The 25,753-nt window shown below is 40.0% G+C and carries 27 protein-coding genes; 9 read left to right on the top strand and 18 right to left on the bottom strand.

All coding sequences use genetic code 11. The annotated features are described in order from the left end of the window. Positions 1-30: 30 nt before the first annotated feature. From SJPD1_RS12950 to SJPD1_RS12930, 5 genes are all read right to left on the bottom strand, one after another. On the bottom strand, positions 31-651 hold the full coding sequence (locus SJPD1_RS12950) for a DJ-1/PfpI family protein (RefSeq protein WP_096047509.1): 621 nt from the start codon (positions 649-651) through the stop codon (positions 31-33). Positions 652-672: 21 nt separating this feature from the next. Continuing rightward, on the bottom strand, positions 673-1,905 hold the full coding sequence (locus SJPD1_RS12945; RefSeq protein ID WP_096047508.1) for an ArsS family sensor histidine kinase: 1,233 nt from the start codon (positions 1,903-1,905) through the stop codon (positions 673-675). Then, on the bottom strand, positions 1,902-2,582 hold the full coding sequence (locus SJPD1_RS12940; protein ID WP_096047507.1) for a response regulator transcription factor: 681 nt from the start codon (positions 2,580-2,582) through the stop codon (positions 1,902-1,904). Before SJPD1_RS12940 ends, SJPD1_RS12945 begins: the two co-directional genes overlap by 4 nt. A 107-nt stretch (positions 2,583-2,689) precedes the next feature. Further along, positions 2,690-3,829: a PAS domain-containing protein gene (locus SJPD1_RS12935; RefSeq protein WP_096047506.1), complete on the bottom strand. Its 1,140-nt coding sequence runs from the start codon at positions 3,827-3,829 to the stop codon at positions 2,690-2,692. Between the two features lie 58 nt (positions 3,830-3,887). Continuing rightward, positions 3,888-4,607, bottom strand: a complete 720-nt coding sequence (locus SJPD1_RS12930) for a thioredoxin domain-containing protein (RefSeq protein ID WP_096047505.1) — start codon at positions 4,605-4,607, stop codon at positions 3,888-3,890. A 94-nt stretch (positions 4,608-4,701) separates the two neighbouring features. Between SJPD1_RS12930 and SJPD1_RS12925 the strand changes: the two genes are divergently transcribed. Both SJPD1_RS12925 and SJPD1_RS12920 read left to right on the top strand, forming a co-directional pair. Next, positions 4,702-4,908, top strand: a complete 207-nt coding sequence (locus SJPD1_RS12925; RefSeq protein ID WP_096047504.1) for a hypothetical protein — start codon at positions 4,702-4,704, stop codon at positions 4,906-4,908. A 28-nt stretch (positions 4,909-4,936) separates the two neighbouring features. Further along, positions 4,937-5,911, top strand: a complete 975-nt coding sequence (locus tag SJPD1_RS12920; RefSeq protein ID WP_168171367.1) for an HD domain-containing protein — start codon at positions 4,937-4,939, stop codon at positions 5,909-5,911. A gap of 187 nt (positions 5,912-6,098) precedes the next feature. Here the strand turns inward: SJPD1_RS12920 and SJPD1_RS12915 are convergent, their stop codons facing one another. From SJPD1_RS12915 to SJPD1_RS12895, 5 genes are all read right to left on the bottom strand, one after another. Continuing rightward, on the bottom strand, positions 6,099-7,013 hold the full coding sequence (locus SJPD1_RS12915) for a DUF234 domain-containing protein (RefSeq protein WP_096047503.1): 915 nt from the start codon (positions 7,011-7,013) through the stop codon (positions 6,099-6,101). 111 nt (positions 7,014-7,124) lie between these two features. Then, positions 7,125-7,337: a CDGSH iron-sulfur domain-containing protein gene (locus SJPD1_RS12910; protein WP_096047502.1), complete on the bottom strand. Its 213-nt coding sequence runs from the start codon at positions 7,335-7,337 to the stop codon at positions 7,125-7,127. An 18-nt stretch (positions 7,338-7,355) separates the two neighbouring features. Beyond that, on the bottom strand, positions 7,356-8,063 hold the full coding sequence (locus SJPD1_RS12905; RefSeq protein WP_096047501.1) for a pirin family protein: 708 nt from the start codon (positions 8,061-8,063) through the stop codon (positions 7,356-7,358). A 178-nt stretch (positions 8,064-8,241) separates the two neighbouring features. Then, on the bottom strand, positions 8,242-8,808 hold the full coding sequence (locus tag SJPD1_RS12900) for a YceI family protein (protein WP_096047500.1): 567 nt from the start codon (positions 8,806-8,808) through the stop codon (positions 8,242-8,244). 61 nt (positions 8,809-8,869) lie between these two features. Beyond that, positions 8,870-9,325, bottom strand: coding sequence for a MarR family winged helix-turn-helix transcriptional regulator (locus tag SJPD1_RS12895; protein WP_096047499.1), 456 nt, complete (start codon positions 9,323-9,325; stop codon positions 8,870-8,872). A gap of 177 nt (positions 9,326-9,502) precedes the next feature. Here SJPD1_RS12895 and SJPD1_RS12890 point away from each other — a divergent pair, with 177 nt between their 5' ends. Continuing rightward, positions 9,503-10,021 (top strand): hypothetical protein, encoded by a 519-nt coding sequence (locus SJPD1_RS12890; protein ID WP_096047498.1) that lies wholly within the window; start codon positions 9,503-9,505, stop codon positions 10,019-10,021. A 64-nt stretch (positions 10,022-10,085) separates the two neighbouring features. Here SJPD1_RS12890 and selB read toward each other — a convergent pair whose 3' ends face one another. From selB to SJPD1_RS12865, 5 genes are read right to left on the bottom strand one after another with little or no spacing between them, the layout of a single operon-like run. Next, positions 10,086-11,921, bottom strand: coding sequence for a selenocysteine-specific translation elongation factor (gene selB, locus SJPD1_RS12885; protein ID WP_096047497.1), 1,836 nt, complete (start codon positions 11,919-11,921; stop codon positions 10,086-10,088). Continuing rightward, the gene (gene selA / locus SJPD1_RS12880) at positions 11,921-13,261 is read right to left on the bottom strand and encodes an L-seryl-tRNA(Sec) selenium transferase (RefSeq protein WP_096047496.1); all 1,341 of its coding nucleotides are present in this window, start codon (positions 13,259-13,261) and stop codon (positions 11,921-11,923) included. Before selA ends, selB begins: the two co-directional genes overlap by 1 nt. Then, positions 13,258-13,932, bottom strand: a complete 675-nt coding sequence (locus SJPD1_RS12875) for a response regulator (protein WP_087439522.1) — start codon at positions 13,930-13,932, stop codon at positions 13,258-13,260. The genes selA and SJPD1_RS12875 overlap by 4 nt, the downstream gene beginning before the upstream one ends. Continuing rightward, positions 13,913-15,544, bottom strand: a complete 1,632-nt coding sequence (locus tag SJPD1_RS12870; RefSeq protein WP_087439521.1) for a sensor histidine kinase — start codon at positions 15,542-15,544, stop codon at positions 13,913-13,915. Before SJPD1_RS12870 ends, SJPD1_RS12875 begins: the two co-directional genes overlap by 20 nt. A 1-nt stretch (position 15,545) precedes the next feature. Next, positions 15,546-16,709 carry an ABC transporter substrate-binding protein gene (locus SJPD1_RS12865; RefSeq protein ID WP_096047495.1) on the bottom strand — a complete coding sequence of 388 codons (1,164 nt, stop codon included), beginning with the start codon at positions 16,707-16,709 and terminating at the stop codon, positions 15,546-15,548. 204 nt (positions 16,710-16,913) lie between these two features. Between SJPD1_RS12865 and SJPD1_RS12860 the strand changes: the two genes are divergently transcribed. The 6 genes from SJPD1_RS12860 to SJPD1_RS12835 all read left to right on the top strand — a co-directional run bounded on the left by SJPD1_RS12860 (position 16,914) and on the right by SJPD1_RS12835 (position 24,062). Beyond that, the gene (locus tag SJPD1_RS12860; RefSeq protein ID WP_096047494.1) at positions 16,914-18,596 is read left to right on the top strand and encodes a 4Fe-4S binding protein; all 1,683 of its coding nucleotides are present in this window, start codon (positions 16,914-16,916) and stop codon (positions 18,594-18,596) included. Then, positions 18,593-19,306 (top strand): TorD/DmsD family molecular chaperone, encoded by a 714-nt coding sequence (locus SJPD1_RS12855; RefSeq protein WP_096047493.1) that lies wholly within the window; start codon positions 18,593-18,595, stop codon positions 19,304-19,306. Before SJPD1_RS12860 ends, SJPD1_RS12855 begins: the two co-directional genes overlap by 4 nt. A gap of 221 nt (positions 19,307-19,527) precedes the next feature. After that, positions 19,528-19,731, top strand: coding sequence for a Tat pathway signal protein (locus SJPD1_RS12850; RefSeq protein ID WP_096047865.1), 204 nt, complete (start codon positions 19,528-19,530; stop codon positions 19,729-19,731). 21 nt (positions 19,732-19,752) lie between these two features. After that, positions 19,753-22,578, top strand: coding sequence for a formate dehydrogenase subunit alpha (locus tag SJPD1_RS12845; RefSeq protein WP_420855363.1), 2,826 nt, complete (start codon positions 19,753-19,755; stop codon positions 22,576-22,578). A gap of 10 nt (positions 22,579-22,588) precedes the next feature. Beyond that, entirely contained in the window at positions 22,589-23,152 is a 564-nt protein-coding gene (gene fdh3B / locus SJPD1_RS12840) for a formate dehydrogenase FDH3 subunit beta (protein WP_096047864.1), read from the top strand. 10 nt (positions 23,153-23,162) lie between these two features. Next, the gene (locus SJPD1_RS12835) at positions 23,163-24,062 is read left to right on the top strand and encodes a formate dehydrogenase subunit gamma (RefSeq protein ID WP_096047491.1); all 900 of its coding nucleotides are present in this window, start codon (positions 23,163-23,165) and stop codon (positions 24,060-24,062) included. Between the two features lie 144 nt (positions 24,063-24,206). On the opposite strand, the gene SJPD1_RS12830 is transcribed toward SJPD1_RS12835, so the two are convergent. The 3 genes from SJPD1_RS12830 to crcB form a co-directional block, all read right to left on the bottom strand. Next, positions 24,207-24,659 (bottom strand): DoxX family protein, encoded by a 453-nt coding sequence (locus tag SJPD1_RS12830; protein ID WP_226372208.1) that lies wholly within the window; start codon positions 24,657-24,659, stop codon positions 24,207-24,209. A gap of 101 nt (positions 24,660-24,760) precedes the next feature. Then, positions 24,761-25,072 carry a DUF190 domain-containing protein gene (locus SJPD1_RS12825; protein WP_096047489.1) on the bottom strand — a complete coding sequence of 104 codons (312 nt, stop codon included), beginning with the start codon at positions 25,070-25,072 and terminating at the stop codon, positions 24,761-24,763. After that, positions 25,069-25,458, bottom strand: a complete 390-nt coding sequence (gene crcB, locus SJPD1_RS12820; protein ID WP_096047488.1) for a fluoride efflux transporter CrcB — start codon at positions 25,456-25,458, stop codon at positions 25,069-25,071. Before crcB ends, SJPD1_RS12825 begins: the two co-directional genes overlap by 4 nt. Positions 25,459-25,753: the final 295 nt, after the last annotated feature.

Raw genomic sequence — 25,753 nt, 5'->3', positions numbered from 1 at the left:
TAGTTAAAATATGAGCTTAAAAGAGTGTATTTATGAGAGCAGTGGCACATTTTGTATCCAGTCAAATTCCATTTGTTTGGCGGTCTGAAGAGCAAGTTCTCTTCCCATCAGGCGTTCTACAAGATGCAAGCTCATATCAATGCCTGCTGAAATGCCTGCGGATGTGACAATGTTTCCTTCATCGACCCAGCGCCTGTTTTCTTTTACATGTAAAGTGGGAAACATGGCACGAAGATCGTCAATGTCTTCCCAATGGGTTATTGAGGATTTGCTTTCTAGGAGTCCAGCTTTTGCGAGTAAAAACGCACCCGTACAGATAGAAGCGGTGATCGTGGTATGAGACGAGGTACTTCTGATCCATGAAACGATATCGTTGTCTTCAAGCTCTTTGGTGACCACGCCACCGGGGATCAGTAAAAGATCGGGTGTTGGATGTGAAGTAATGGAATAATCAGGATGCAGTTTGAGCCCAGCTCTTGCATAAATGGATTGTTTGGTTTTCCCAACGGTGAAGACTTCAAAAGCAAGGTTCTCTGGAGAAGAAGCCGTTTTGTTAAAGACACGTGACGCGGTGGTAAAAACTTCATAAGGACCTGCAAAATCAAGGACTTCAACATTGTCAAAGATAAAAATACCCACTGAATATGCCATAAATTTCTCTCCTTCTTAACGTTACATGTAAATATAAAAATAGTTGGTATCGCCTTCATGTTTATAGGCAAGTTTCATGCCATGTAACCGAATGACGTGCCAGGTGATAAACAGACCAAAACCAAGTCCACGGGAGCTTTTTTGTTTTTTACCTTCTAAAAAATAAGGCTCTGCGTAACGCTCTAGTGAGAACTCCAAGTCAGGACCTTTGTTGGAAATGGTGATACTTTTAGCATCATTGCACAAGAAGACATGGTGGTCTGTGGCGTAGTTAACGCCGTTGTCTAAAAGATTTTTCAGTGCTACACCAAAAAGCTCAAAATCAACATTGAGTTCCACGGGGGTGAGTTTACATGTAATGTTCTCTTGCTTATCATCTAAAATATCAAGCGCAAAGTCTACCACATCTTCGATGTGATAGTGTTTGATCTCCAGTTTAAGTTCATCTGAGCTTAATTTTTCAATGCGCGAGAACTCTTCTAACAGAGCTTCTTGGCGTTTGAAAACATTTTGCAATATCTTGGTGTAGGTTGCATCTTCGATCATCTCAGCGGCAAGTTTTCCCTTGGTAATCGGTGTTTTCAGCTCGTGCATAATGTTACGCAAAAAGAGTTGCCGTGAATCACGCAGCGCTTTTATTTTAATGACGGCACTTTCAAATTCGTTGGCAAGCATAGCTATTTCATCTTTTTTCGTACTATTACATGTAATGTCATAATCACCATTAGCGAAGTGTTTGATCTTCTCCCTGAGCGTTTTAAGAGGAAGAATACTTCGAATAATGCCAATGTAAAGGAAAATCACAAAGGCAAAGGTGAGGAATGGAAAAAGAATTTGAGGAAAAACCTCTTTTTCAAAAGGCACTTCTAAGATCACAGGCTCATCGTTTCTTTTTTGTAAAATAGCATAGATATGAATGCCATAAGGAATGACATCGAGCCCCAGTCGCATCTTCTCTTCCATTTGTCTGATTATAGGAAAAGGACGAGGCGGTTTAGGCAAGGAAAGAAGCTTCTCCCGAAGTTTTTTATCTTCTACGAGAATAAAGCCCATTTCATCAAGTTTACTAAAATCAAGTTGTTTGGTGGAAGGATCAATGGCGGAACGCACAGCAAGATGCGAATAATCGTGCATGCGTCTTAGATTGGTCTCTCGCTCATGCATGGTGAGTGAAAAAAAGATAGCGCCAATGCCGATAAGCGCGAGCGCAAAGATAAGCGTAATACGCGTAATAATCGAATGATACCATCTCATGCTTGAAGCCTATAACCGATGCCACGTACCGAGTGAATAAAATGAGGTTCTTTAGAACTTTCTCCTAATTTGGTTCGGATGCGACTAATAAGAACATCAAGGCTTCTGCTTTCGTTATCTTCGTTCAGGCTAAGTGTGCTATTGAGGAGTTCCGTTCGAGAAACAACACAGTTATTTTTTTTGATGAGGTGACCTAAGACATCGTACTCGGCAGGGGTGAGTGTAAGCGGGGTGTTGTTAAATAAAATAGTATGACTCTCTTCTTTCAGTAAAAGGGCAGATGATGAGACGTCTTCGCAGGTAGAGTGACTTTTTTTATAGCGTCTGAGTACACTCATAATGCGTGCATAAAGTTCTTTGGGCTCATAAGGTTTGGGCAAATAATCATCTGCTCCCAGCTCTAAACCTATGATTTTATCTTCCAAATCGCTACGAGCAGAGGAGATGATGATAGGAATATCGCTTTTAGAACGAACCTCTTTACAAATTTCTAATCCATCCATCCCGGGCAGAGAAAGGTCTAAAATCAGCAGGTCATATTTGGTGAGGCTTAGGGCACTAATGCCTAGATAGGGGTCTTCATAGTTGGTGACGATGATGTTGTAGCGTTTTAAAAAATTGCATAAAATTTCTGCAAGTTCGACATCATCTTCAATCATCAAAAGGTTGGGTTGCATGGTTTTGTCCTATCGTGATTTTATAGGGGCATGTATCAAAAGTCTTTGCTATGCCAAGACTTTTGGCTGGAGAAGACCTCTGCCCAAAATCTTGTCAAATAATACACTTACTCTTTGAACGGTTTGTTAATACCAAAGCCACAGAGTAATTTTTCATTTTCGCTTTCAATACCAAATTTATAAAGATGAAAATAACTCTTAGCTCCCTCTGCCGTCGGTAAGCTAATATCGTGTGTCACGATTCCTTCATAAAGAGAAAGACGGTCTGTTTCGGCAATTTCTTCTGCCGTATGAGAGTCAAAAATATCGGCAGCATTTCTGTTTTTCCATGTTTTGAAGCCGATAAATTTTTGATACGCTTGGTTCATATAAAGATACTTCCCTTGCGCATTTTTAATAAAGGCGGGAGCGGGAATATGCTCCACAAAAGCGATAAACCGTTCATGTTCTATAGTTTCTTGAGCGGCACTGGCTTTTTGTTGGCTTATATCACGAATAATACCAACCATACGGATATTGCGATCATTTTTCCCACGAATGACGCGACCACGAACTTTCACCCAACGAAGAGGTTCACTTTGACGAATGCGATGATCAACCATGAAGTATTCGCTATGACCATCCAAGTGCGCTTTAAGACGTTCGTTGACCAAAGCCATATCTTTAGAATGGACTAAATTTAGCCATGAGGAGAGTGTTGAAGGGGTTTCAGTCTCATGATAGCCCATGAGCTGTTTCCATTTTGGAGAGTAAAAGACATCGTCGCTTTTCATATCCCAATCCCAAAAAGCTTCATCACTTCCTTCAAGCGCAAGTTCCAATCTCTCTTTTTGCGTTAAAAGAAGCTCTTTGCTTTTATGCAGTGCTGAGATGTCAACTATCAGTGCTGCAAAGCCTATAATACTATTTTGAGCATCAAAGAGGGTTGACATATGAACGGTTGTTTGCTTAGGTATATTGTTGTCAAAGGTGAGTAGAAGAGGGTGTTCACCACTTTTTGGAAGTGTACTAATATGATCTATGGTTGCTTTCAAAAAAGATCCAAACGCTTTTTCAAACGCTTTATTGTAATAAAGTTTATTCTCTTTTTTGTAGAGAAAGGGAAGGGGAATGGATTGAAAAATATCATCGAAAGAGGCAACATTCTGAGGTATTGTTTGTTTTTTTTGATTTTGAAGAAGTATAAACAGAGTTGTAGCAGAAGCCAGTAACACACCAATGCACGCAAAAAGGGCAATCTCTGTCATACAAACCTCTTTGAACTAGAGTTATCCCGCCTTTAGAAGCGGGATAGAAAGGCGAAGATTATTTTAAAAGCTCTTTCTCTTTAACGATGAATGGAACGCCTTTGATGCCAGCACCAAAGTATTTGTTTTTAAGTTCATCAATGTGAGCGACTTCAGCATCGCTAACTTTTTGATCAAATTTGATGTTTTCATCGTAGTATTTTTTCAAGATTTTGATTTTTTCTGCATCGGTTTTGACTTTGGCAGTTTCCGTGTAGATAACAGCTGCTTTTTCAAGAGAGCTTCGCTCATGAACCGGTGTGAAAATCAACTTAAGGTTATTAGTTGTAAGTCTTTGTTCGATTTGAGCAAGCTCTTGTCTGCAGTAAGGGCACTCAGGATCGGTAAAAACGACCAAGGTATCTTTTTTAGGATCATTACCTAAAGAGATTATATTTTTCTTTTCCTCTTTTTTGTAGATTGCTGAAAGCTTTTTCTGAAGCTCTGCCATCTCCATCATCTCTTTGATGCTTCCGCCTTGTTTGATGCTGATAACATCAGGGAAAATCAAATCATCTTTGGTAAAGATACTGAGTTTTTGTGAACGTGTTCCATCGGTAAGATTGAGAGTCACGAAATCCATGCCATCAATGCCATCAACGCTTTTGCGAGAGACAACTTCAATGGTAATATTGGGTACTTGAATCGTTGATTTAAAGTGTTCAACAATCTGTGCGTCTGTTGCGGCAAAAAGTGTGCTAGAAAGAAGCGCAACTAACCATAAAATGTGTTTTTTCATTCATTTTCCTTATAAGTTACAGAAACTAATCTGCATGAAATGTAAGGTATTATACAATAAAAAGAGTCATAGTTTGTTAACGAAAGGTCAATGTATGCCAGAGAATGCCGATAAAATGGCACTTATAGAAGAAATCGAAAAATTGATAGAATCTGATCCAAATGCTCCAATTTCTTCCTTTTCAATGTTAGAGTTCTTAGAATTAGACGATTTGGTCTCAGTACGCGAAACGCTTTTACGCTCTAAAATGAACCGTTCCTCTGAAAATGACGCATGGTTTGATGAACTCTGTAAAAAGTAGTTACACTCTTTACATGTAAAGGTCACTTATGGATAAAAAATGGGCTTATTTAAACGACATTGAAGGGTGTGAAGTCATCGGTCTTTATACGCTGCATGCGCTCATCGAAATTGTTTATCTCAAAGAGGGGAAACCTAAAAGCCTCACCATTAATTTTCATGTTGCGGGTGGTTCTTTGGGCTATTTTGAGTTTTTTAAGTTCGACAGCATTCCACTTCCCCCTGCAAAAATGCCTTATTCTCCGAGTGAAATGTTCACAAAGATTTTACATGTAAACCTTTATGCCACTGTTGGTGAGCATGAGCGTTTTGAAGAGTTGGAGTTTGTCTGTGAAAAAGGCAGTTATCTGTTTTTCTTCAGCGAGGATGAGGAAGAGGCACACTATGCCAAAATCGAAAAAGATAAAAAACCATCATTACCACAGGTCAAACGCAGTGAAGAGTCTTTGCCTAAAGAGCTTTTTAGTGTGGATTTTTTTAAAGAAAATCTCGCGTTTGCCCTTCTCGCGCACGGTGAGCAAAAAACCCCACACGGCTTGCCTTACTCGATGCACCTTTTAAGTGTTGCTAGTGAAGTGATTAACGCTCTTTATATGGAACCACTGAGTTTCGATGAAAACAATGTTGCCATTGCGTGCGCGCTTTTGCATGATGTCAATGAAGATACAACCACCCAAATTACCAAAGAGAGTTTTTTAGCAGGCAATCGTGAAGTGATCGCCAAAGGGGTACAAGCGCTTACCAAAGATAAAACCCTGCCTTCTAAAGAGGCGCAGATGCGAGACAGTCTTGAGCGACTGAAAAAGCGTCAAAACTGCGTAGCACTGGTCAAGCTTGCCGATCGCATTACCAATTTGGGTGTACCTCCCAAACATTGGGATGCAGCAAAAAAACAAAAATACCTTGAAGAAGCGAAGTTGATTTTGAGCGAACTTGGCTATGCGCATTACTATTTAGCCCATAAACTGCATGAAAAAATTGAGGCATATCCACTTTACATGTAACGCTTTGGAACGAAGTATGCTTAGGTTGTAAATATCACAACAAAAGGATGAGTCATGCGTGTATGGATAAACTATATCAAATACACCCCTGAGGTCGTCGCCTTTGTCGCAACCTGTGTTGTTCTAGCGCGATAATTTATCAAGGGCAATCGTATCAAAAGGGAGTCAAATCCCTTTTTTATGCGTGTTAATATTTTTTCCCCTCACACGGAATTAACTCTTTTTCACTCACATCTTCCACCAACGCTTTCATACTTTTAATCGTGAAGAGCTTTAGATCGTCACCTTTAAGTGCTTTAAGTTCAGAGGTAAATCCACTTTTGGAAAGAATCACAAACAGATCAGGCTCAAAGTCTGCTTTGGCACATTGCTCTTTAAGTTTGGTAAGTTCGGTTTTTTTCACTTTGGTATTTTTGTATTTGGTACTTCCTGCGATGAGTTTTCCTGAGACTGTCTTAGCCAAAATATCAATTTCAGCGTTTTTATCCCAATAGCTTCCCACTTCCACAATCGGGTCATCAGACATTAGTTTTCGCAAAAGCTCAAATGAGAGTTTTTTAAAGATAAGTTCATAAAATTCTTGTTCGCGAGAGGCAAATGATTTTTCAACTTCACTGTAATCGCCCTCTTTGATCGTCTTATAAAACGGTGAGACAAAGGCAAACCAAAAGCGCATAAAAGGGGTCATGAAACTGAGTTTATCGGAGTTATCGTCGTCGATATTGACAGGACGCTCCAGTGAATACTCAAAACGAATCAGCGCACTGTCTAAAAGGGTATCGAGTGCAGATTCGCCTTCTTCTCGGCTAATGTGTGCTCTCTTAAAGGTTGAATGCACCCGACGATCTCCCGTTGCCATAGCGCTTAAAAGTGTATGACTGAGCTTGTTGCTGAAGGTTATTTTGGCAATGTCACTGTGAATGTAGGGATAATTTTTGAAAATCTTAGTCTCCATAAGCTCTAAAAGAGGCTTGTGCATATCCACTTTCCAGCTTGTCCCTCCAAATACAGAAAAATACTCAATGGCTTTTTCCATATCATCGGCATGATTTTGGAGACAAAAAGAGCGAAATTGGTGTAAAAGAGTTGGATGTTTTGGCATGAAACGAGACCTTTGTATTGTTTTTAACAATTATACACGAATAAAAGGATTTTCAAAGGAGCAGAAAAAGAAGAGTCGCAAAGATTTCTTTGCGACTTCAAGAGCGTTTGGTTATTTAGCGTGACTTCCATCACAAAAAGGAGCATTGGCACTTTTTTTACAGGCGCAAAGATAGTACTCTTTTGCTTCCGTAACCGTGAACGCTTTGGGTGTAAAACCTGAGCCTTTATGGCTACCATCGCATAAAACTTTTGTTGCACTTTTACCACAGGTGCAGAAGTGGTACTCTTTGTTGGCTTCGAGTGACATTTTAACAGGTGACATTTTTATTCCTTACGTAATTTAGTGCATCGGCACATCAAAAACTAAAACCCACGCGGGTTTCAACGCTTTTATCTCATAAGCTTTACTTTCGGTCATTTGTACTTCATCTCTTTTCTCAAGTACGACACCATCGATTTCAATGCTTCCTTCGACAACAAGTACGAGTTTACCACGATTTGGAGTAGAAGGTGCTAAGGAAATGGTTTTACCTTCTTCTAACTCGGTGGTGGCGATAAACGCCTCTTGTTTGATCGCAATAGAACTCTCTCTACCATCAGGAGAAACCAGTGTAACCCATTGATTTTTTTTAGTGACATCTCTAAAATCGCGTTGATTGTAGAGTGGAATTCCGCCTTTTTGATTGGGGTGTATCCAAATTTGAAACAGAGCCGTTGTCTCATCTTTTGAGGCAAATTCGGAGTGATATACCCCTTCGCCTGCGCTCATATATTGAATTTCACCGGCATGAATTTCACCATGATTACCAAAAGAGTCTTTGTGAATCAAAACTCCTTGTGTCACGATGGAGATGATCTCCATGTCGCGATGCGGGTGCATCCCAAATCCTTCGCCTTTTTCGATGATGTCATCATTGATGACGCGAAGCGCACCAAATCCCATACGGGAAGAATTGTAGTACTCAGCAAAGGAAAAACTAAAACGGCTGTGAAGCCAACCATGCTCTGCAACGCCTCTTTGGTTGGCTTTATGAATGGACAATGACATGGTTGACTCCTCTTTACATGTAAACGATGTTTGATACGTTTTGAAAGCAAAGCTTTAAAACGAAGTTTCTGCGAAAACCTACGCTAATACTAGGTTCTCAAAAACAGAAAGTCCACGCACTTTGAGTGCTTTTTCATCAATAGCGTTTTTGCTGTTTTGCAAGAACGCTATTGTAAAACTATTTTTGTAAAATACCTTCAAGAGCTACATCGATTTTAACTTCTTCACCCACGATCACACCGCCTGTTTCAAGGGCTTTGTTCCATGAGATACCAAAATCGCTTCGGTTGATTTTACCAGTAAGACCCAGTCCTACACGTTTGTTACCGTATAAATCCGTTGCAGCGCCACCGTTCTCAAAAGCTAACACAACCGGTTTTGTAACCCCTTTCATAGTCAATTTTCCATACGCTTTGTCACCTTTAACTTCGTCAAGTACAAACGTAATGGTTGGATACTTTGCAACATCAAAAAGATCAGCAGAACGTAAATGATCGTCTCTGTCTTTAATGCCTGTATCGATAGTTGCGGCTTGAATCGTTCCATTGAGAGATTTAAGCGTTTTGGTTGCTTCATCGTATACAAAACTTCCGTTAAATGTTGAAAAATTTCCTTTGACGGTTGAAATCATGGCGTGTTTAACACTAAAATCTGCACTGGAATGCATAGGATCAACGTTATAGTTTCCGGCAAATAGGGCAGTTCCTGCCAACAAAGAAGATGCGAGTAATGTTTTAATTTTCATAATAGTTCCTTTTTTACTAATTAGTAGTATTTGAGCAAAAAAATGCGTGCTTACACGAAGCCTATTGCGCTTTTTGCAATTTACGTAACAGATCGTACAATGCGATCAACTCTTCATCACTCAACACGTCAAAATAGCTTTGCAGATTGCTTGCATGCTGAGGAAACATGCTTCCGATGAGCTCTTTTCCCTTCTCGGTAATGCTGACAATGCGTACACGGCTATCTTCAGGTGAGGGCAGTGCTTCGATTAAACCATCTCGTATGAGATTTTTCACAACCACGGTGACATTGCCAGGCGTGCTTTCGATCAATTTGGTGATAGCACCTATATTCAAATCGCCACGGTGGTAAAGGACTTCTAAGACTTCAAATTGATTCATGCTTAAGCCTGATGCGTTGATGTACTTCAACTCTTTGGCACGGATTTTCTGAAATGCACGTAGGATTTGAATCCAGGTTTGCATACTTCTATCGGTGCGTTCACCATAGCTTTTCACATTTGATCTCAGTTTCATCTTTTTCCTTCCTTTGCCGAAATTATATTACTAATTAGTAATAATGTCAAGAGTAAAATGAATTTTTTCTTCAAAAAGAACAAAAATGTCATTTTAGCCTGAAATGAGGACTGAATTCACAGGAATTGTTATATAATTTCGCCGCATTTTACAAAGTAAAAGGTATTAGGAGAACGTATGGAAGAAAAAAATGATGAAAAATGTAGTAAAAATCTCTCAAGTAAAGTGTTCGCCTTCAATCAATTTTTAGAAGTTAAAGTTGAAAATTCACTGCTCAATGTGCTCAATATTGCCCGTTATATCTTTATTGTCATGATGATTGTCTATTTGGGACAGTGTTTTATCAGCCTTGGCTATAAGATGATCGCCTTTACGATTTCACAAGGTGCACTGGATTTTAATTCGATTAAGATCATTCTGACGGATGGTTTGTTTATCTTGATTGTTCTAGCGATTGTTAAGACACTTTTCATTCAAGATGGGTTTGATTATGCCGTGACCTTTCTTGAAATTTCATTTGTCGTGTTGGTGCGAAAGCTCATTTTATTGGAGACAGACCCTTCTGAAACACTACTCTTACTCGTATTAGGCGTCACTTCGGCACTCTTTTTTATCTTAATTGTCTATATCAAAGGGATGAAACATAAGTGGGAGAGAGAAAAATGCGAGACATGCATTAAAGCAGGAGAAAAGTAAGACAAAGAAAGCTTTACATGTAAAGCTTTTTAATACCATTATGAGGGTAAAAATATCTTAATTTTTACCCTAAAACTCTTCTGTTTCCCTCTTTTCTCACATCTTCAAAATTATCGAGATAATCAAGGTAGGCGACTAAGTATTTACGACTGATGTCGAAGTGCTCTTTAAAGGCCTTGATGTCGATGCCGTTTTCTTTGCGCATAATGTCTCTTAGATGCGCCATCATGGCACTTAATGCAATGGTGGTGACAAAGAGGTTGTGTTCTAAGCGTACGACTTTTTTAGCACGCGTGAGGCTCTTGAGTGCATCATCACCCATCTTACGATCAATATCAAGTTCATCGTAGATGTTATAGGGAGCATCGGGTGTGAATTCCGCTTTGAGCAAGGTGTCATAGAGCTTATCTTCGATGAGGGTTTCAATATTGGCAATATCAATTTGTGCATTTTTATAGATACCGCCCACAAAATCAAGCAACCCTTCATCGCAAAGATTTTCTAGCACGCTTTCTACCAAAGCGACACTCGCCCATTTAAGTTTCAAAGAGAGCGAGTTTGCGGAGAGGAGGGCATACGCATTTTTAGCGTAAATGGCTTGAACGATGCGTCCCAACTCTTCTTGCATCGTTATAGGGTAGAGCACTAAGCCCTTTTCATCGACAAAAACATCACTCATCTCATTGGCGATCCCTTTGGCTTCTTCATGGTTTAGCCCAAAGCGTTGGTTAGAGGAGATGAGTCCAAAACCGTGCTTGTGCATTTCGACTAAAATGGTAAATGTCGTTTTAAAATCTTTGGTATCGAGTGCTTTAAGAAGCTCTAGTTTGACCTTTTTTTTCATAGGGTCATTGATGGGATTGAGCACACGCCCACCACCAATGGTACGTCCACTGGAACAGATGATAAACGGCTCATCATGGACTAAAAAGAGTTTATGGTTAAATAACAGTTTGGCATAACCTTCGTCCGCTTTATCGTCATGTTCGTAAAACAAAATACGCGCTTCCACTTGTTTCGTACCCACGTACAAAATGACTTTGGCATTGTGTTTTAGCGTATGTCCACCGATACTCTCAACCCAGACATCAGCACAGTCAAATCCCCGAATAAATCCTTTTTTGCAGAGCAGTGCTCCTTTTTCAAAAGAGGTTTTTTGGGCGTTTTGAAGGTTGATCGCGGTTCTTTGAGAAGAGTAAGCACTCTCAACATCGTGGTCATGGACTTGAAGGTTACGGATGACAAACTCTTTCTCTAGTTCGGGTGCGAAGAGCTTTTCACCAACTTTAATGGTTCCATCAAGTACCGTTCCTGTCACAACCGTTCCAGCCCCCGCAATGGAGAAAGAGCGATCCACGTAGTAACGAAAGAGTCCATTACTTTTTTTAGGCGTTACGGGCAGTGCGAAAAGTGCGTCTTTGAGCTTTTGAATAGAGGAGGGCTCATAAATACTCACAGGGATAATTTCTACCAAATGAAGGTTTTTGAGGGATTTCAGATGCTCAGTAATTTCGTATTTTCGTTGTTCGAGAACCTCAGAAGTGGCAAGATCTTTCTTAGTGAGCGCAATGATAATATTTTTTACATGTAAAAGGTTTAAAATCTCTAAATGCTCTCTGGTTTGGGGCATAATGCCTTCATTGGCATCAAGCACCACCAAGCTTGCGTCAAATCCAAATGCTCCCGCGATCATGTTTTTTAAAAGCTTTTCATGCCCTGGAACGTCGATAAACGCAACGTTTTTGGTCTCATTTTGCATACTGGAAAAACTAAGGTTGATGGTGATGCCTCGACGTTTCTCCTCTTCTAAACTGTCACCCTCAAAGCCTGTAAGTGCTGTAATAAGGGCTGTTTTACCATGATCGACGTGTCCTGCGGTTCCAATGATGCTATATTCCATTACTGCTTGCCTACAATACTTTTGATGATTTCAATGAGTTTTTCTTCAATGCTTGGAAGAATGGTGCGAAAGTCGAGCAAAAATTGATCATTTTCAATACGCCCAATGACATGCTTCTCACGAAATTGTCTCTCCAAAGCAGTCGCTTTGCCTTTTACATGTAAAGCGATTGTGGGGAAGCGTCGGTTAGGCAGTGTACCTCCGCCCATATAGGTTTCACTCTCTACCACTTCGCACGCATTTTCACCGATAATCTCTTTTACATGTAAAGCTCGCTGCTCCAAATCTTCAGTCGTTCGAAAGAGTAACCAAAGCGTCGGAATCTGCTCGTACTCTTCTCTCAAATAAGCTTTAATACTCTCTTCGAGCAAGCTCAGCGTGATTTTATCGACGCGAAGCATACGCAGCAGTTGGTTCTTTTTTAATTTTGCGATCAAATCAGCGCGCCCAGCAATAATGCCCGCTTGAACACTTCCAAAAAGCTTGTCACCGCTAAAGCTAATCAGTGAAGGATTACATGTAAGAATTTCGCCAAGGGAATGCTCGCGGTGACCCAAGTTATACGGTAATTTAGGCACATAGCCACTTCCAAGGTCATAATAGTCCAAAAGGTTATGATTGGATGCCAGTTGTTTGAGTGATTCGTACTCCACCGCTTCACTAAAGCCTTCGATAGAAAAGTTGGATTGATGCACTTTCATCAGCATGGCTGTATTTTCGTTAATGGCGTTGGCGTAGTCAGTGACTTTGGTTTTATTGGTGGCACCCACTTCATTTAAAATGGCGCCACTTTGTTTCATGACTTCAGGAATGCGAAAACTGCCACCGATTTCGACCAATTCGCCCCGAGAGACGACCACTTCTCTATTTTTAGCAAAGGTATTTAAGATGAGAAAGACGGCGGAAGCGTTGTTATTGACAACCAGTACATCTTCAACATTTAAAAGCTCTTTCAGATGACGGCTCACATGTTCATAACGCTCTCCGCGACTTCCCAATTCCACGTTATATTCTAAATTGGAGTAGTTGCAAATAACGTCGCTTGCACGATCCAGCAAGGTTTTAGAGATGAGGCTTCTGCCCATGTTGGTGTGTAAAATGACACCCGTGGCATTGATGAGAGGTTTGAGTGAAGGCTCAAAAAGGGCATCGTACGCTTTCTTGATCTCCTGCATTAAGGCTTCTTCATTAAAACTTTCGATCTCTTTGTGAATCAGTTGTTGACGTATTTCTTCGATTTTTGTTCGTGCAATTTTCATCATCAAGGTTGCATTACAGCCTTCAAATAAGGAGTGTGTAAGGCACTTGTCAACCTTAGGAAGGGTTCTTAAAGCATTCATGCGTTCTCCGGAAGCGGTAATTTAGTTTCATCAAAAAGATATTTTTTGTTTTGAATCTTCGTTAGAATCCCTTGGTCACTCAGTTGTTTAAAGAGTTTAATCACCGTAGGTTTACTCACATCAACTTGCTCCATGATCTCGCTATAGGAGTAGTTAAGAATGTTCTCATAGTCCAAGTTTTTAATGATAAATCGAATGATTTCCACTTGCTTGCTATCGGTGACAGCAGAGATGGTTTTAATGATATTGTAAGAACGCTCAATCTCTTTGGCTTGAATTTTGGGTAAAAGTACATCGTGCAAGGAATTTAAAAGTTCTTTGATATTGACGGGTTTGATGATGTAATTATCGACATGGAGTTTAATCGCATCAAGCAGATATTCTGTGTCGGTGAATGCGGTTGTTACAATGCAGGGAAGTTCAATTTCAAGGTCATATTTGAGTGTGCGCAAAAAATCAAGACCATTGCTGTATTTGAGGTGAATGTCGGCGACGATGACATCTATTTTTTCACTTTGTATAATTTTTAAAGCTTCGTCAATGGTTTGAACAGGGTATATTTTTTTCACAAAATCTTCAAGAACGGCTGTTGTGTGTTTGAGAAGATCAGCCTCGTCTTCAATGTAAAGAATCGTGAAGCTACCAAGTAATTCAAAATTGCGCTTGTTCATCGTCATCACCCTCATTTGTATTGATGTAATTTTTTGGTATTTCTATCGTAAACATCGTACACGCCCAAAAAAGTTTTGTTCCTAATTTATGGCGAATATTTTTACAGGTTATTTTACCATGCATATGTTTTTCGACCATCTGTTTGGACATATAAAGCCCAATGCCAGTGCCTACACTCTTGTGTTTAGTCGTAAAATAGGGGTCAAAAACTTTGGGTATTATATCACTTTTTATTCCACCACCATTATCAATAACATTGATATAAATACGCTCAGAATTTTGCTTGGCAATGATATGTATGATCTTGGCAGATTGGTCTGTTTTGGTTGCTAAAATATCTTTAGAATTGCCAATAAGGTTGAGCAAAACATGAATCAGTTCATTTTTAAAACCAAAGACTTCTAAATCATCTTTGATGAACAATTCAAGGGTAATCTCCTCACGCTCCAGTTGATATTTGGAGAGGTCAATCGCTTTTTGAATGACAGCATTGATACTAAACTCTTTTTTACTTTTGTTTGGGTTAAAGAAAGTGCGAAAATCTTCTAGGGTATCTGACATCGTAGAAGAGAGCAGTTGAGCGTCTTTAACGCGTGAAGCGATGAAGGTTTCATCGAGTTTTTTGGCAAAAAATTTGCTTTCAAAACTTTGGATAATCATCATCAAAGAACCCAGCGGTTGTCTCCATTGATGGGCAATGTTTTGCAGCATCTCCCCCAGACTTGCCAGTCTGGCCTGTTGGAACATAATGTTGTCTTTTTTACGGCTATTTTCGACTTCACGTCTGATGCGAAGTTCGAGCGAATCGTTGAGATCACGGAGCTCTTTGGTTTTAATCAAGACGTTCTCTTCAAGGTAGTTGTGTAGGTTTTTAAAATGGTTGATGATGATGAGAAGTACCATGGTGATAAAAAAGAAGATCATACCGATGAGAAGAATCAGCATCACTGTGCTGGTTTGAAAGAGGCTGTCATTGACCTGTTTTTCGGTGATGGACTGTTTTAGATGGGTAGTAATCAGGCTGGAGAGATAGATATTCAAAGAGTTGGTCTCTAAAAGAATATCGTCGATCAAAAAGCCAACTTGCTCATTTTTAGAGTATTTTAACAGTTCAAGCACAATGTTGATTTTACTATCGATATTTTGCATTTTGACACTCACCTTTTCCACAATACCTTGCTGGAAAATCGTTTTTTCTGGAATGTCTGGCGTGACTAAAAAGAGGCTGAGCCATTTACTCGCATAATAAGGAAGTCCACCAATATGGCGATTGGTAGCGAATTGGTAGCTATTCCATTGTTTGTGGATGATCTGTTGACTCAGGTAAATGACTTCAATAGCATCATCATTGCTAATCTGCTTTTCACGTATGTCATGGAGTGTTTCAGCGATATTGACTCTGTAATTATCTTTAATCTCTTCCAAATCAAATTGAGGTTGGGTGTGTTTTTGAAACAGCGTTTCATAGTCGTATTTGAGTGCAAAAATAGAGACGAACATCAAAAAACCAATCGTCATCGTGCCACTTAAGATGATAAAGATGAGAATTTTCGTTTTATTGGAAAACTTGATCGTTTCTAATTTTTGGTTAATAAATTGAAAAAATGTCATCTTAATACTCATACTTTTGAATAATCTCAAACTTGCCATTGACGTAGTTTGAGAGATACACTTGGTTTAAAAGTTGCGCATTGTGGTAAAAAAGAGGAATGTTATCCAGTGTGCGAGGTGAAACATGTTTGAGTTTATCTAAAAATTTGCTACGGGTAATGGTTCCATTAATAGAATTGAGTGCAGCGACTGTTGTTTTTGCTGCAAGGTACGCTTCGTATGAGACCAAAGAAGGTTTCTCATCAGGATAGTAAAATGCGAGGTTTTTCAAATACTCTACGGCTTCTTTAGAGTAGAAATCATCGTAAGAGGGAACAGTTTGCGAAAAGAGAATATTGTCGCCTTTTCCTTGTAACTCTCCCATTAAAGCATCTGCATTGACAAAGGAAATGGGACAAAAAATAATTTTTGAAGAACCATATTCTTTGACTTTCTCAATAAAACGTGCCGTTGGTTTATAGGCACCTACTAAGATGATAGCCTCAGGTTTTGCCGCTTCAATTTCATGGATAGCATGACGAATGGAGAGAGTATTGCGTTTATACGTGCCTTCAGCAATAAGTGTCAAGTTACGTTTAGAGAGGGCATTTGTGAGTGCGATGTACCCCTCTTCACCATAGTCATCATTTTGATAGAAGATCGCAAAGCGGGTGATATTTTTTTGCCTGGTGAGGTACTCCACCAAGGCATCAAGCTCATCAGTATAAGAGCTTCTAAAGTTGACAATGTTGTCGGTATCTTTGGTGCGTAGAAATAGAGCGCCGGTATAAGGAGCAATGAACGGAATGTTGCTTTCCACAATGATGGGAAGAACTCGTTTAACCGTGGGTGTTCCTACGAAGCCAAAAAGAGCAAAAACCTCGTCTTTGGTAATGAGTTTAATGGTGTTACTAAATGTGTTTTCTGGTTCATATTTATCGTCATATTGGATAAATTCGATCTTTTTACCTTGAATGCCACCTCTGGCATTGGTATGACTAAAATAGGTATTTGCGCCCACAACGATATCTCTGCCCAAATGACTATTGATGCCGCTGAGTGGAAGTGAAGCGCCCAACAGAATCGTATTTTTTTCATAGTTCTTATATTGTGGCGCAACCATAAAATAAAATAAAATAAGGAAGAGAGCAAAAAAGCTCAAAACCAGAAAGTTTTTGTTTACCAAAATAAAGTCACCTTCATTATTTGATGATACTTATTATAGCGGAAGAATATTAACGCAACCTATAGTGAAAGAAGCCCCTATAATTAGTTATATAAATATATATATAACGATATACAAGCGGATAAACTTTCTCTTGTTAAGATCGGTTTAAACCAATTCATTTTACAATTAGGTAAACAATGATTTACCAATATGGGAAACAAAATGCAAAAAGAGTATATTTTTTACGATAACATCGGCTTAGATTTTCCACTGAGTGAAGAGATAGAGCTTGTCAAAACGGCATCTAAAGGCGAGTATCTTGTCTCTAATCACCCTGAGGCAGAAGCGATTATTTACGCGCCAGAGATCAATTTTTACCTCAAACAATCCAATGATACCATTGCACAAAAAATAAATAATGTTACAAAACTTTACGCGATGCGTGCGCTTGGATTTGATTTTGCACAAGATATGGACTATTCACAAGAGGTCGGCGGTAAGGTTTTAATCGTCAGTGAAGATGCAAGCCATGAAGCATTGAAAGAGGAGTTAAGAGAGGATGATTTTACGGTCATGCTTCTTTCCCCTGCAATGATTTTAGATGTGAATGGACACATTGGGGATTTACATGTAACGCTGAAAAAAGAGGATGAACTTCTTGAATTAGAGTGCGATCAGATCATTTGGTGGAATGCTCCTAGTTTTGCCATGAAACAAAGTGGTGTGTATGACCCAGCACTTCTTGGTTTAGAAGGTGCGCTCAAAAAGCTTCGTGACAACAAAGGTGAGTACCACTATAAAAATTATATTAACTACGATCCTTCCATTTGTCAGTATCATGAAAGACGCGAAGAGATTTGCGGCAAATGTGCTGAGGTTTGTCCCACCGTCGCTATTTTGAAAGAAGATGAAACGAAGCATTTAGTCTTTTCGCACATTGATTGTCATGGATGTGGTGGATGTATTAGCGTATGCCCCAGTGGCGCGCTTGATTATACGCAAATGCCACGCATTGCTTTTTCACATTTAAGTGCGTATTTTAAAGGTGCAACGGCGCTGATTATTCCTCATAAAATGGATTTAGGCTTGATTGATATTCCTCTGCATGAGGGCGTATTGCCTTTAATGATCGAAGGTGAGAAGTATTTGCACGAAGCGCATTTAATGACGCTTTTGCAAACCAGTGGCAATCCAATCATCTTTTACACGGACTTTATCTCCAAAGGCACGGGTGATGTCATTCGCATGATCAATGAAATTTTTGAGCGAAAGTACCATAAAAAAGCGATTTATGTTTGTGAAGACACAGCTGATTTAGCACGTATTTTTGAAACGATGGAAAGTTTTCCTGAGTGTATGTATGGCATCAATGAGGATGGACTTCGCAAACGTGAAATTTTCTCTGCACGCCTTGCTCACTTAGTGGGTGATGAAGATTTAGGTGTGGTTAAAGCGGGTGAGCATGTTCATTACGGCGACATCAAAATTGATGAGAGTAAATGTACATTGTGCCTTAGTTGTGTGGGTGCTTGTAATGTTCGCGCTTTAACGGCTCATCCAGAAGACAATTCACTTCGTTTTAATGCTTCGATTTGTACAAATTGTACCTATTGTGAAGTGACCTGTCCTGAGCAAGAGTGTTTAACCGTTGTGCGCGATGAGATCAGTTTGAAACCAAGTTGGTTTAGCCAACGTATTATGGCAAAAGACGAACTTTTTACCTGTCTTGAGTGTGGAATGCCGTTTGCGACCGTTAAAGCCGTTGAAAAAATTGCAGCGGTCATGACACCACTTTTTGGCAATGATGAGGTAAAACTTCGAACACTCTACTGTTGTGCGGCATGCAAACCCAAAGTGATGTTTAAAGCACACATGGAAAACGAAATGAAAGGAATGAACGTATGAATAAAGAGGCGATCAATAAAGCAAGAGCCGTTTATTATGGGCTCTTTGCCTCCCTTTTAACATTTTTTGACAATCCCAATGATCTTGGAATGATTCAAAAAACGATTGATGTACTAGCGCAGAATCCACTGGATGAAGAGAGTCATTTGGCGTTTAGTAATATGCAAAATTTGCTTATTACTGGAGGCTATACGCTTTTAAAAGAGGAGAGCGACAAAGTCTTTTTTAGTCCCTATTCAGCGTATATTCCTGTCACCGCTTCGTTTTTTGTAGAAAACAGAGACGATGGCAAAATGCGTCAAGAAATGGTGAAATATGTTTTAAGTTCCAATTATAGACGCGATAACGAGAAATTTAAAGAGTTAGAAGATCACATCGGTTTTATTGTTTTGTTTATGCAAAAAATGATCGAAGATGAGTTAGCAGGTAATGAGAAGAGCGCACAACTAGGACGTGAAGTTTTTGAGAAGATTTTAAATCCCTTTATTGATGAGTTTATCGCCGCCCTTCATGTCCATGAGGACAGCCATTTTTACGAAGATGTCGCAATCATTATGCAATCGTTTGTTGCGCTTGAGAGGCTTTATCTGGATGTGAAAAAACCATTACGCGAGAGTGAAGCGCCAAGAGTGTTTACCAAAGAGTTTAAGAAACCCCATAAACCACTGACGCCAAGACCGAAGAAAAATATGGAAGAGTTTGTCCTTTAAAAAACTCTTGACACGTCTTTAAAGCAAAGCTCTAAAGACTACGTTAACACTGGGCAATCTTTAGCAGAAAGCCCACGCACCTTTGGTGCTCTATGTTCTATTAATATGCTTATTTTGCATAGTTAAAATCTTTACATGTAAAGAGGTTGAGCTAAGGAAATCATGGTTTCTTTAGCTCTCTCTTTGAAGTCAAAGAGAAATTCTGCAAGGAGAAAATGACCATGCAAGATCAAAGAAGGAGTTTTCTTAAAAAAACTCTAGGCGCAAGTGCTGTTGTTGCCGCTGTTGGCGTTAGTGCAATTGCTAACGAAAGCGGTGCCACAATAGCAGGAAGTAATGGTGTTGTTAAGGGAAAATCGAAGAAAAAAGAGATTCTCTACAAAAAAACAGCTAATTGGGACGCGTATTATCACGCGGCAGTCTAAGGAGATTAGATGAGTAAAGAGATGTTAAAAGACGCCTCTTTGCACATGGGAAGACGATCATTTCTTAAAATGGCAGCGATCGGAGCGAGTTTTGGAGCAGGCAGTGCGTTTGCATCCAGTGATTCAATCAGACCAGCTACCGAAGAAGAAGTGAAAAATCCATTCCCAGGTTCGAAGAAAGTCAAAACGATTTGTAGTATTTGTTCTGCAGGTTGCGGTATTATCGCTGAAGTTCAAAATGGTGTGTGGGTTCGCCAAGATGTGGCACAAGATCACCCGATTAGTCAAGGTAGTCATTGTTGTAAAGGTATTGACCAGATTGATTTGGTTAAGAGCAAACAACGTATTAAGTATCCTTTGAAAAAAGTCGATGGAAAATGGCAACGTATCAGTTGGGATCAAGCCGTTAACGAGATTTCAGACAAGATGCTTAAAATGCGCGCCGAAAATGGCCCAGACATTGTAGAGTTTTTAGGTTCTGCAAAATTCAGCTTGCAACAGGCTTTCTATTTTAGAAAATTTGCTGCAATGTGGGGAACAAACAATATAGATCACGTCGCTCGAATTTGACATAGTGCTTCCGTCGCAGGTGCTGCGAATACATTTGGATACGGTGCTATGACACAACAATTTGGTGATGCGGTTAATGCAAAAGTCATTATGATGATTGGTGCAAACTCAGCCGTTGCGAACCCTATTGGATTTAAACATTTCTTACAAGCAAAAGATCGAGCTGGAACGAAATTGATCGTTGTTGATCCAATTTATACCAGAAGTGCTGCAAAAGCAGATCTTTACCTACGTATTCGTTCAGGTACAGATATCGCGTTTGTGTACGGTATGCTTCACATCATCTTTAAAAATGGTTGGGAAGATAAAGAATTTATCGACACACGCTCTTATGCAATGGATCAAATCCGTGCAGAAGCTGCTAAATGGACACCAGAACTCACTTCTGATGTTACAGGCATCCCGGTCGATCAAATCATTCAAGCAACAACACTTTTTGCTAAAAATACTCCAAGCGCTATTGCATGGTCACTGGGTATTACACAACACAGTGTTGGCTCATCGAATACTAGAATCCTTCCAATCCTTCAAATTGCTCTTGGCAATATGGGTAAAAAAGGTGGTGGTCTTTACATCATTCGTGGACACGACAACGTTCAAGGCGCAACCGATATGGGTAACCTTGCAGACTCACTTTCAGGCTATTACGGTCTTGATGATGGTGCTTGGAAATACTTCGCGCAGTCTTGGGGTGTGGATTACGAATGGCTCAAAGGCAGATTCTTTGAGAAAAAATGGATGAATGAAAAAGGTTACTCGCTTTCTCAATGGTGGCAAGGTGTTCTTCAAGAGGTAAAAACATACTCTTCGAGCCCTGTTCGCGCTGTTTGGATTCAAGGAACGGGTATTACTTCCATGTCTCAACAAGCGAAAATTAAAGAAGCATTGGACAAACTTGATCTTGTGGTTATTGCAGAGCCATTTGTCAATGAAGCCGCTGTGCTTAGCAGTCGCAAAGATGGTATTTACATTCTTCCAGTGGCAACACAATTTGAGTCTGAAGGAACCGTAACTGCAACAAACCGTTCATCTCAATGGAGAACCAAAGTCGTTGAGCCTCTTTATGAGAGCAAAACAGATGAAGAGGTTATGTTCCTTTTTGCGAAAAAATTTGGCTTCTATGACCAGTTTGTTCAGGGTATGAAGATGGATGTCAAAGATGGCAAAGTCGTTCAAGTGAAAAATGACTTTAAATGGCCAGATGATGCGCAAAGAGAAATCGCCAGAACGATCAAATCGATTGGTCTAAGCGGTTGGACACCTGAGCGTCTTCGTGCACACCAAGAGAACTGGCACATGTTCGATCCTGTCACTCTAGAAGGACAAGGACCGATGAAAGGTCAGTATTATGGACTTCCATGGCCGTGTTGGGATGACAAACACCCGGGTTCTCCGATTCTTTATCGTCGTGATGTGCCTGTGGCTGAGGGCGGTATGGGCTTTAGAAATCGCTTTGGTTTAGAGCACAATGGTGTAAGCCAATTAGCCGATAAGAGTGTCACGGTTGCGGGCTCAAAAGTCGAGGGCGGTTATCCACAACTAACCAAAGAGAACATCGAAAAAGTGCTTGGCATTACCCTCACAGAGGAAGAAAAAGCGCAAATGGGTGGAAGCTGGGCGATGGACTTTAGTGGACTCATTCAGCAAAAAGCACGTGAAGCAGGGGTTTGTGTGTATGGAAATGCAAAAGCACGTACGATTGTTTGGGAGTTCCCAGATCCAGTGCCATTGCATAGAGAGCCGATCCACTCACCACGTTGGGATTTGGTCGCGAAATATCCGACCTATGAAGATCAGCCTAAAAACTTCCGTGTTGAGACAAAATTTAAGTCTGAGCAACAAAAGCAAGACTGGTCTAAAGAGTTCCCAACGATGTTGGTCAGTATGAGAGTTGTGAATCTTTCTGGTGCAGGTATGCTAGAGCGAACCAGTAAATACCTCTCCGCCATTACGCCAGAGATGTTCTGTAACATTCACCCAGACTTGGCACTCAGTCATGGCATTAAAGATCGCGATATGATGTGGATTCACGCGCCTCAAGGTACAAAAATTAAGGTTAAAGCATACCATAATCACAGTGTAACGCCGGATCGTATCTGTATGCCGTACAACTTTGCGGGTATTTTCCAAGGAATCGATTTGAGTGCGAATTATCCAGAAGGTACGAAGCCGTATGCTATCGGTGAGAGTTCAAATACTATCACAAACTATGGTTTTGATGTGATCACACAAATTTCAGAGTTCAACGCCGGTCTATGCCGCGTCGAGAAAGCATAGGGGGTGGATGATGAGTGAATTATCAAGAATGAAATTTTATTGTGATACGAATCGTTGTATCGAATGTTTTGCTTGTTCTGTTGCGTGTGCCGAAGCGCATGATCTTCCAACAGGTATTAGCCGACGTAAGGTCATTACATTGCAAGATGGTGTTGAGGGGAAAGAAATATCAACCTCAATCGCATGTATGCACTGTACCGACGCTCCTTGTGAGCAAGTCTGTCCGGTAGATTGTTTCTACATTCGTGAAGACGGTATCGTGCTTCATGATAAAAACAAATGTATCGGTTGTGGCTATTGTCTTTATGCTTGTCCATTTGGTGCGCCACAGTTCCCAAGAGATGGTGCGTTTGGCGCTAAGGGAGCTATGGATAAATGTACGATGTGTGCGGGTGGTCCTTTGGAGACAAACTCGGTTCATGAGCGAGAACTTTACGGTCAAAACAGAATCGCTGAGGGAAAAGTACCGATGTGTGCATCTATCTGCTCTACCAATGCACTTCTTGTGGGTGATGCGGAAAGTGTTTCTGCAATTTACCGCAAAAGGGTTGTAGGTCGAGGTAAAGGTGCTTAAAGGAGCAGCAATGAGAAAGAATCTAATGATGATCATTGCAGCTCTGAGTTTGGCAACAGTGGCATACGCCACTGAAAGCCAAATCTGGGGTGAGATGCGCATACAAAATATTTTAGAATACGGAAAAGAGGGAAGTACCCACTTAGGACCTTTGTTTACCCTACTGCAAAATAAATACTTTGCATGGATATTCCTAGGAGTCTTAATCGGAGTCCCAGGAGCCTTCTATATCCATTACCTGATTATAGGCCCAAAAGTCTTTCCACACAGTGCAAAGAAATACTATGCCTTTAATCTCTATAACCGTATTATTCACCAAATAGCAGCAATTAGCTTCTTGGTGATTATCCCAACAGGATTTATCATCGTCTTTGGTGACTTCTTCGGTGGTGGAACCTTTGTGAGAATGGCAAAGAACCTTCATGGCATCTTTACCATTCCTTTCACTATCGTCGTCATTCCTATGGCACTCATGTGGCTTAAAGAAGCTCTCTTTAATATGGATGATGTGAAATGGTTTATGATCCTAGGTGGTTACCTCTCCAAAGAGAAAAAACCAATCCTAGCAGGGAAGTTTAATGCCGGTCAAAAGATGTGGTACTGGGTAGCCATCCTCGGAGGAATCACCATGATATTAAGTGGTTCTTTTATGTTCTTCCTAGACTTTAAAATGCAAATGTTGCATGATTTAACAGGTCTGTCTCAAATAGATATGTTAAGAGCAGCAGCCATTATTCATAATGTGATGGGCTTTGCAGTGCTTGCACTGTTTATTACCCATGTGTATATGTCTATGTTTGCTATTAAAGGAGCAGTGCATAGTATTATCACAGGCTATGTGGAAGAAGAGGAAGTCAAGATTCTTCATAGTACGTGGTATAAGAAGCTGAGGGATCAAGGTAAGTTTTGATTTGATACGACTCTTGGGCAAAGCTCAAGAGCCTACGTTGTGACTTCGCACAAAACGAAGTTTATCTGAAAAGCTTGCCTCTTGCGAGGCAGAGTAAGTGCTTTACATGTAAAGAGCAAGCCCTAGAAATGGGGCTTGTATCTTCTAGCAAGAACCCTTAGTGGAACATTTGCATTGCGCCATTTTAGCGTCTAAGCTATATTTACCTGCACCTAGAAATGAGAGAGAAAGTGCGCCTAAAAGATAGAGCAGTGGCAATTCAATGACCAATCCACCTGTTTGTGCATCTACGTCAAACATAGCTTGAGCATGGACAAGATAGATTGCAAATGCCATCGTGACGCTAAAAATTAAAGCACTGACACGCGTCAACAAACCTAGAATAAGTAAGCATGGTACAATGATTTCACCCATATAAACGCCATACGCCAAAACCGCAGGGAATCCTGCTTCGATGATTAATCCTTTGATGCCTGCAATACCTACCGAATATTTTTTAAAGCCATGAAAGAACATTAATGCTCCAAGGCTAACGCGCAAAAGAAGCTTGCCCCAGTTTTCATCTAACAAAGTTGCAAGCTTGTTTTCTATACACATTATAGTTCCTTTTTGTGATAATTTAAGTTTTAAAGTATAACGTCAGAAAGTAAATAAAAAGTATTTTTTCGTCAGTAATGATGATGGATAAGTGCTAAATATTAAACCGTTCCATACTCAGTGGCAATCTTGGTGTAAAAAAGTCCTAATTTTTCTTCGTTTAAAAGAGTAAAAAGTTCTTCAGATTCCGCTTCACTCACATTCATAATAATCTCAAGTGGCTCATCGGCAAGCTCAAAGAAAGTAGATGAGTGGAGTTTCCCATCGCGACCGATCCCTTGAGATGCATTTAAAATGGTGACACCTTTGATGCCAATTTTTTCAGACATATTAACAAGCCATTGGCTGATGTGTTCACCATTGGGGTGTTTTCGGCTTTGCAATGTTGAAAAAATAAGTTGAAAACCTTTCATAAGCTTCCTTTTTGAAGTAGGGTATAACTGGCAATTCCGAGTAGTGTCATTATAATAGATCCCATTACATGTAAAAGAGCTGCCATGATGCTAAGGCTCAAGCGTCCTTCTTGAATGAGGGCAACAATCTCTGCGCTAAAGGTACTAAATGTCGTGAGCCCTCCTAAAAAACCGGTAATAATAAAAAGTCGCCATTCTGGAGAAAGGGCTGTATTGGTAGCAAAGAAAGCAATGAACAATCCGATGAGATAACCACCAATGAGATTGGCACTTAACGTTCCAAGAGGAATGGACGGATAGATACTGTTTAGTTTTGTTCCTAAAAAGTAGCGTAAAAGCGCGCCAAAACCTGCGCCTGAAAAAATTGCCAAAATAGTGTAACCCATCCCCAAAACCTTTTGTGGAATTTGGTGAAATTATAACATAACTCCTTCAAAAGAGAAGCGGGCATGTTTATATATTAGTAAATCGCTTGGTATTCTTGACAATAAAAAAAGAATCTGCTATTATTTCGTCAATTCAAAACAAGGAGGTGAACCATGAAGTCTAGTAAAGCCATTATTCATGGAAAGAGTACTCATGTTTTTTGTCTGATGTGTTGCTAAAAAAACGTCTTACATGTAAAAAGAAATGCATTTAGTTGTGCAAAATTTCTTTGCGTAAGATGCAAGTAGCGTTTAG

Origin of the sequence: Sulfurospirillum diekertiae (assembly GCF_002309535.1) — a bacterium.
Classification (GTDB): Bacteria; Campylobacterota; Campylobacteria; order Campylobacterales; family Sulfurospirillaceae; genus Sulfurospirillum; species Sulfurospirillum diekertiae.
This window is presented reverse-complemented; position numbering and strand designations above follow the sequence as displayed.

What these genes read in the sequence shown, in the direction of transcription:
- SJPD1_RS12915 (WP_096047503.1), bottom strand. Translation starts at nt 7,013, where the DNA reads ATGCCAAAACATCCAACTCTTTTACACCAATTTCGCTCTTTTTGTCTC.
- SJPD1_RS12900 (WP_096047500.1), bottom strand. Translation starts at nt 8,808, where the DNA reads ATGAAAATTAAAACATTACTCGCATCTTCTTTGTTGGCAGGAACTGCC.
- SJPD1_RS12895 (WP_096047499.1), bottom strand. Translation starts at nt 9,325, where the DNA reads ATGAAACTGAGATCAAATGTGAAAAGCTATGGTGAACGCACCGATAGA.
- SJPD1_RS12850 (WP_096047865.1), top strand. Translation starts at nt 19,528, where the DNA reads ATGCAAGATCAAAGAAGGAGTTTTCTTAAAAAAACTCTAGGCGCAAGT.
- SJPD1_RS12925 (WP_096047504.1), top strand. Translation starts at nt 4,702, where the DNA reads ATGCCAGAGAATGCCGATAAAATGGCACTTATAGAAGAAATCGAAAAA.
- selA (WP_096047496.1), bottom strand. Translation starts at nt 13,261, where the DNA reads ATGAATGCTTTAAGAACCCTTCCTAAGGTTGACAAGTGCCTTACACAC.
- SJPD1_RS12910 (WP_096047502.1), bottom strand. Translation starts at nt 7,337, where the DNA reads ATGTCACCTGTTAAAATGTCACTCGAAGCCAACAAAGAGTACCACTTC.
- SJPD1_RS12945 (WP_096047508.1), bottom strand. Translation starts at nt 1,905, where the DNA reads ATGAGATGGTATCATTCGATTATTACGCGTATTACGCTTATCTTTGCG.
- selB (WP_096047497.1), bottom strand. Translation starts at nt 11,921, where the DNA reads ATGGAATATAGCATCATTGGAACCGCAGGACACGTCGATCATGGTAAA.
- SJPD1_RS12920 (WP_168171367.1), top strand. Translation starts at nt 4,937, where the DNA reads ATGGATAAAAAATGGGCTTATTTAAACGACATTGAAGGGTGTGAAGTC.
- SJPD1_RS12930 (WP_096047505.1), bottom strand. Translation starts at nt 4,607, where the DNA reads ATGAAAAAACACATTTTATGGTTAGTTGCGCTTCTTTCTAGCACACTT.
- SJPD1_RS12950 (WP_096047509.1), bottom strand. Translation starts at nt 651, where the DNA reads ATGGCATATTCAGTGGGTATTTTTATCTTTGACAATGTTGAAGTCCTT.
- SJPD1_RS12825 (WP_096047489.1), bottom strand. Translation starts at nt 25,072, where the DNA reads ATGAAAGGTTTTCAACTTATTTTTTCAACATTGCAAAGCCGAAAACAC.
- SJPD1_RS12890 (WP_096047498.1), top strand. Translation starts at nt 9,503, where the DNA reads ATGGAAGAAAAAAATGATGAAAAATGTAGTAAAAATCTCTCAAGTAAA.
- SJPD1_RS12935 (WP_096047506.1), bottom strand. Translation starts at nt 3,829, where the DNA reads ATGACAGAGATTGCCCTTTTTGCGTGCATTGGTGTGTTACTGGCTTCT.
- SJPD1_RS12940 (WP_096047507.1), bottom strand. Translation starts at nt 2,582, where the DNA reads ATGCAACCCAACCTTTTGATGATTGAAGATGATGTCGAACTTGCAGAA.
- SJPD1_RS12860 (WP_096047494.1), top strand. Translation starts at nt 16,914, where the DNA reads ATGCAAAAAGAGTATATTTTTTACGATAACATCGGCTTAGATTTTCCA.
- SJPD1_RS12835 (WP_096047491.1), top strand. Translation starts at nt 23,163, where the DNA reads ATGAGAAAGAATCTAATGATGATCATTGCAGCTCTGAGTTTGGCAACA.
- fdh3B (WP_096047864.1), top strand. Translation starts at nt 22,589, where the DNA reads ATGAGTGAATTATCAAGAATGAAATTTTATTGTGATACGAATCGTTGT.
- SJPD1_RS12870 (WP_087439521.1), bottom strand. Translation starts at nt 15,544, where the DNA reads ATGACATTTTTTCAATTTATTAACCAAAAATTAGAAACGATCAAGTTT.
- SJPD1_RS12875 (WP_087439522.1), bottom strand. Translation starts at nt 13,932, where the DNA reads ATGAACAAGCGCAATTTTGAATTACTTGGTAGCTTCACGATTCTTTAC.
- SJPD1_RS12905 (WP_096047501.1), bottom strand. Translation starts at nt 8,063, where the DNA reads ATGTCATTGTCCATTCATAAAGCCAACCAAAGAGGCGTTGCAGAGCAT.
- SJPD1_RS12855 (WP_096047493.1), top strand. Translation starts at nt 18,593, where the DNA reads ATGAATAAAGAGGCGATCAATAAAGCAAGAGCCGTTTATTATGGGCTC.
- crcB (WP_096047488.1), bottom strand. Translation starts at nt 25,458, where the DNA reads ATGGGTTACACTATTTTGGCAATTTTTTCAGGCGCAGGTTTTGGCGCG.
- SJPD1_RS12830 (WP_226372208.1), bottom strand. Translation starts at nt 24,659, where the DNA reads ATGTGTATAGAAAACAAGCTTGCAACTTTGTTAGATGAAAACTGGGGC.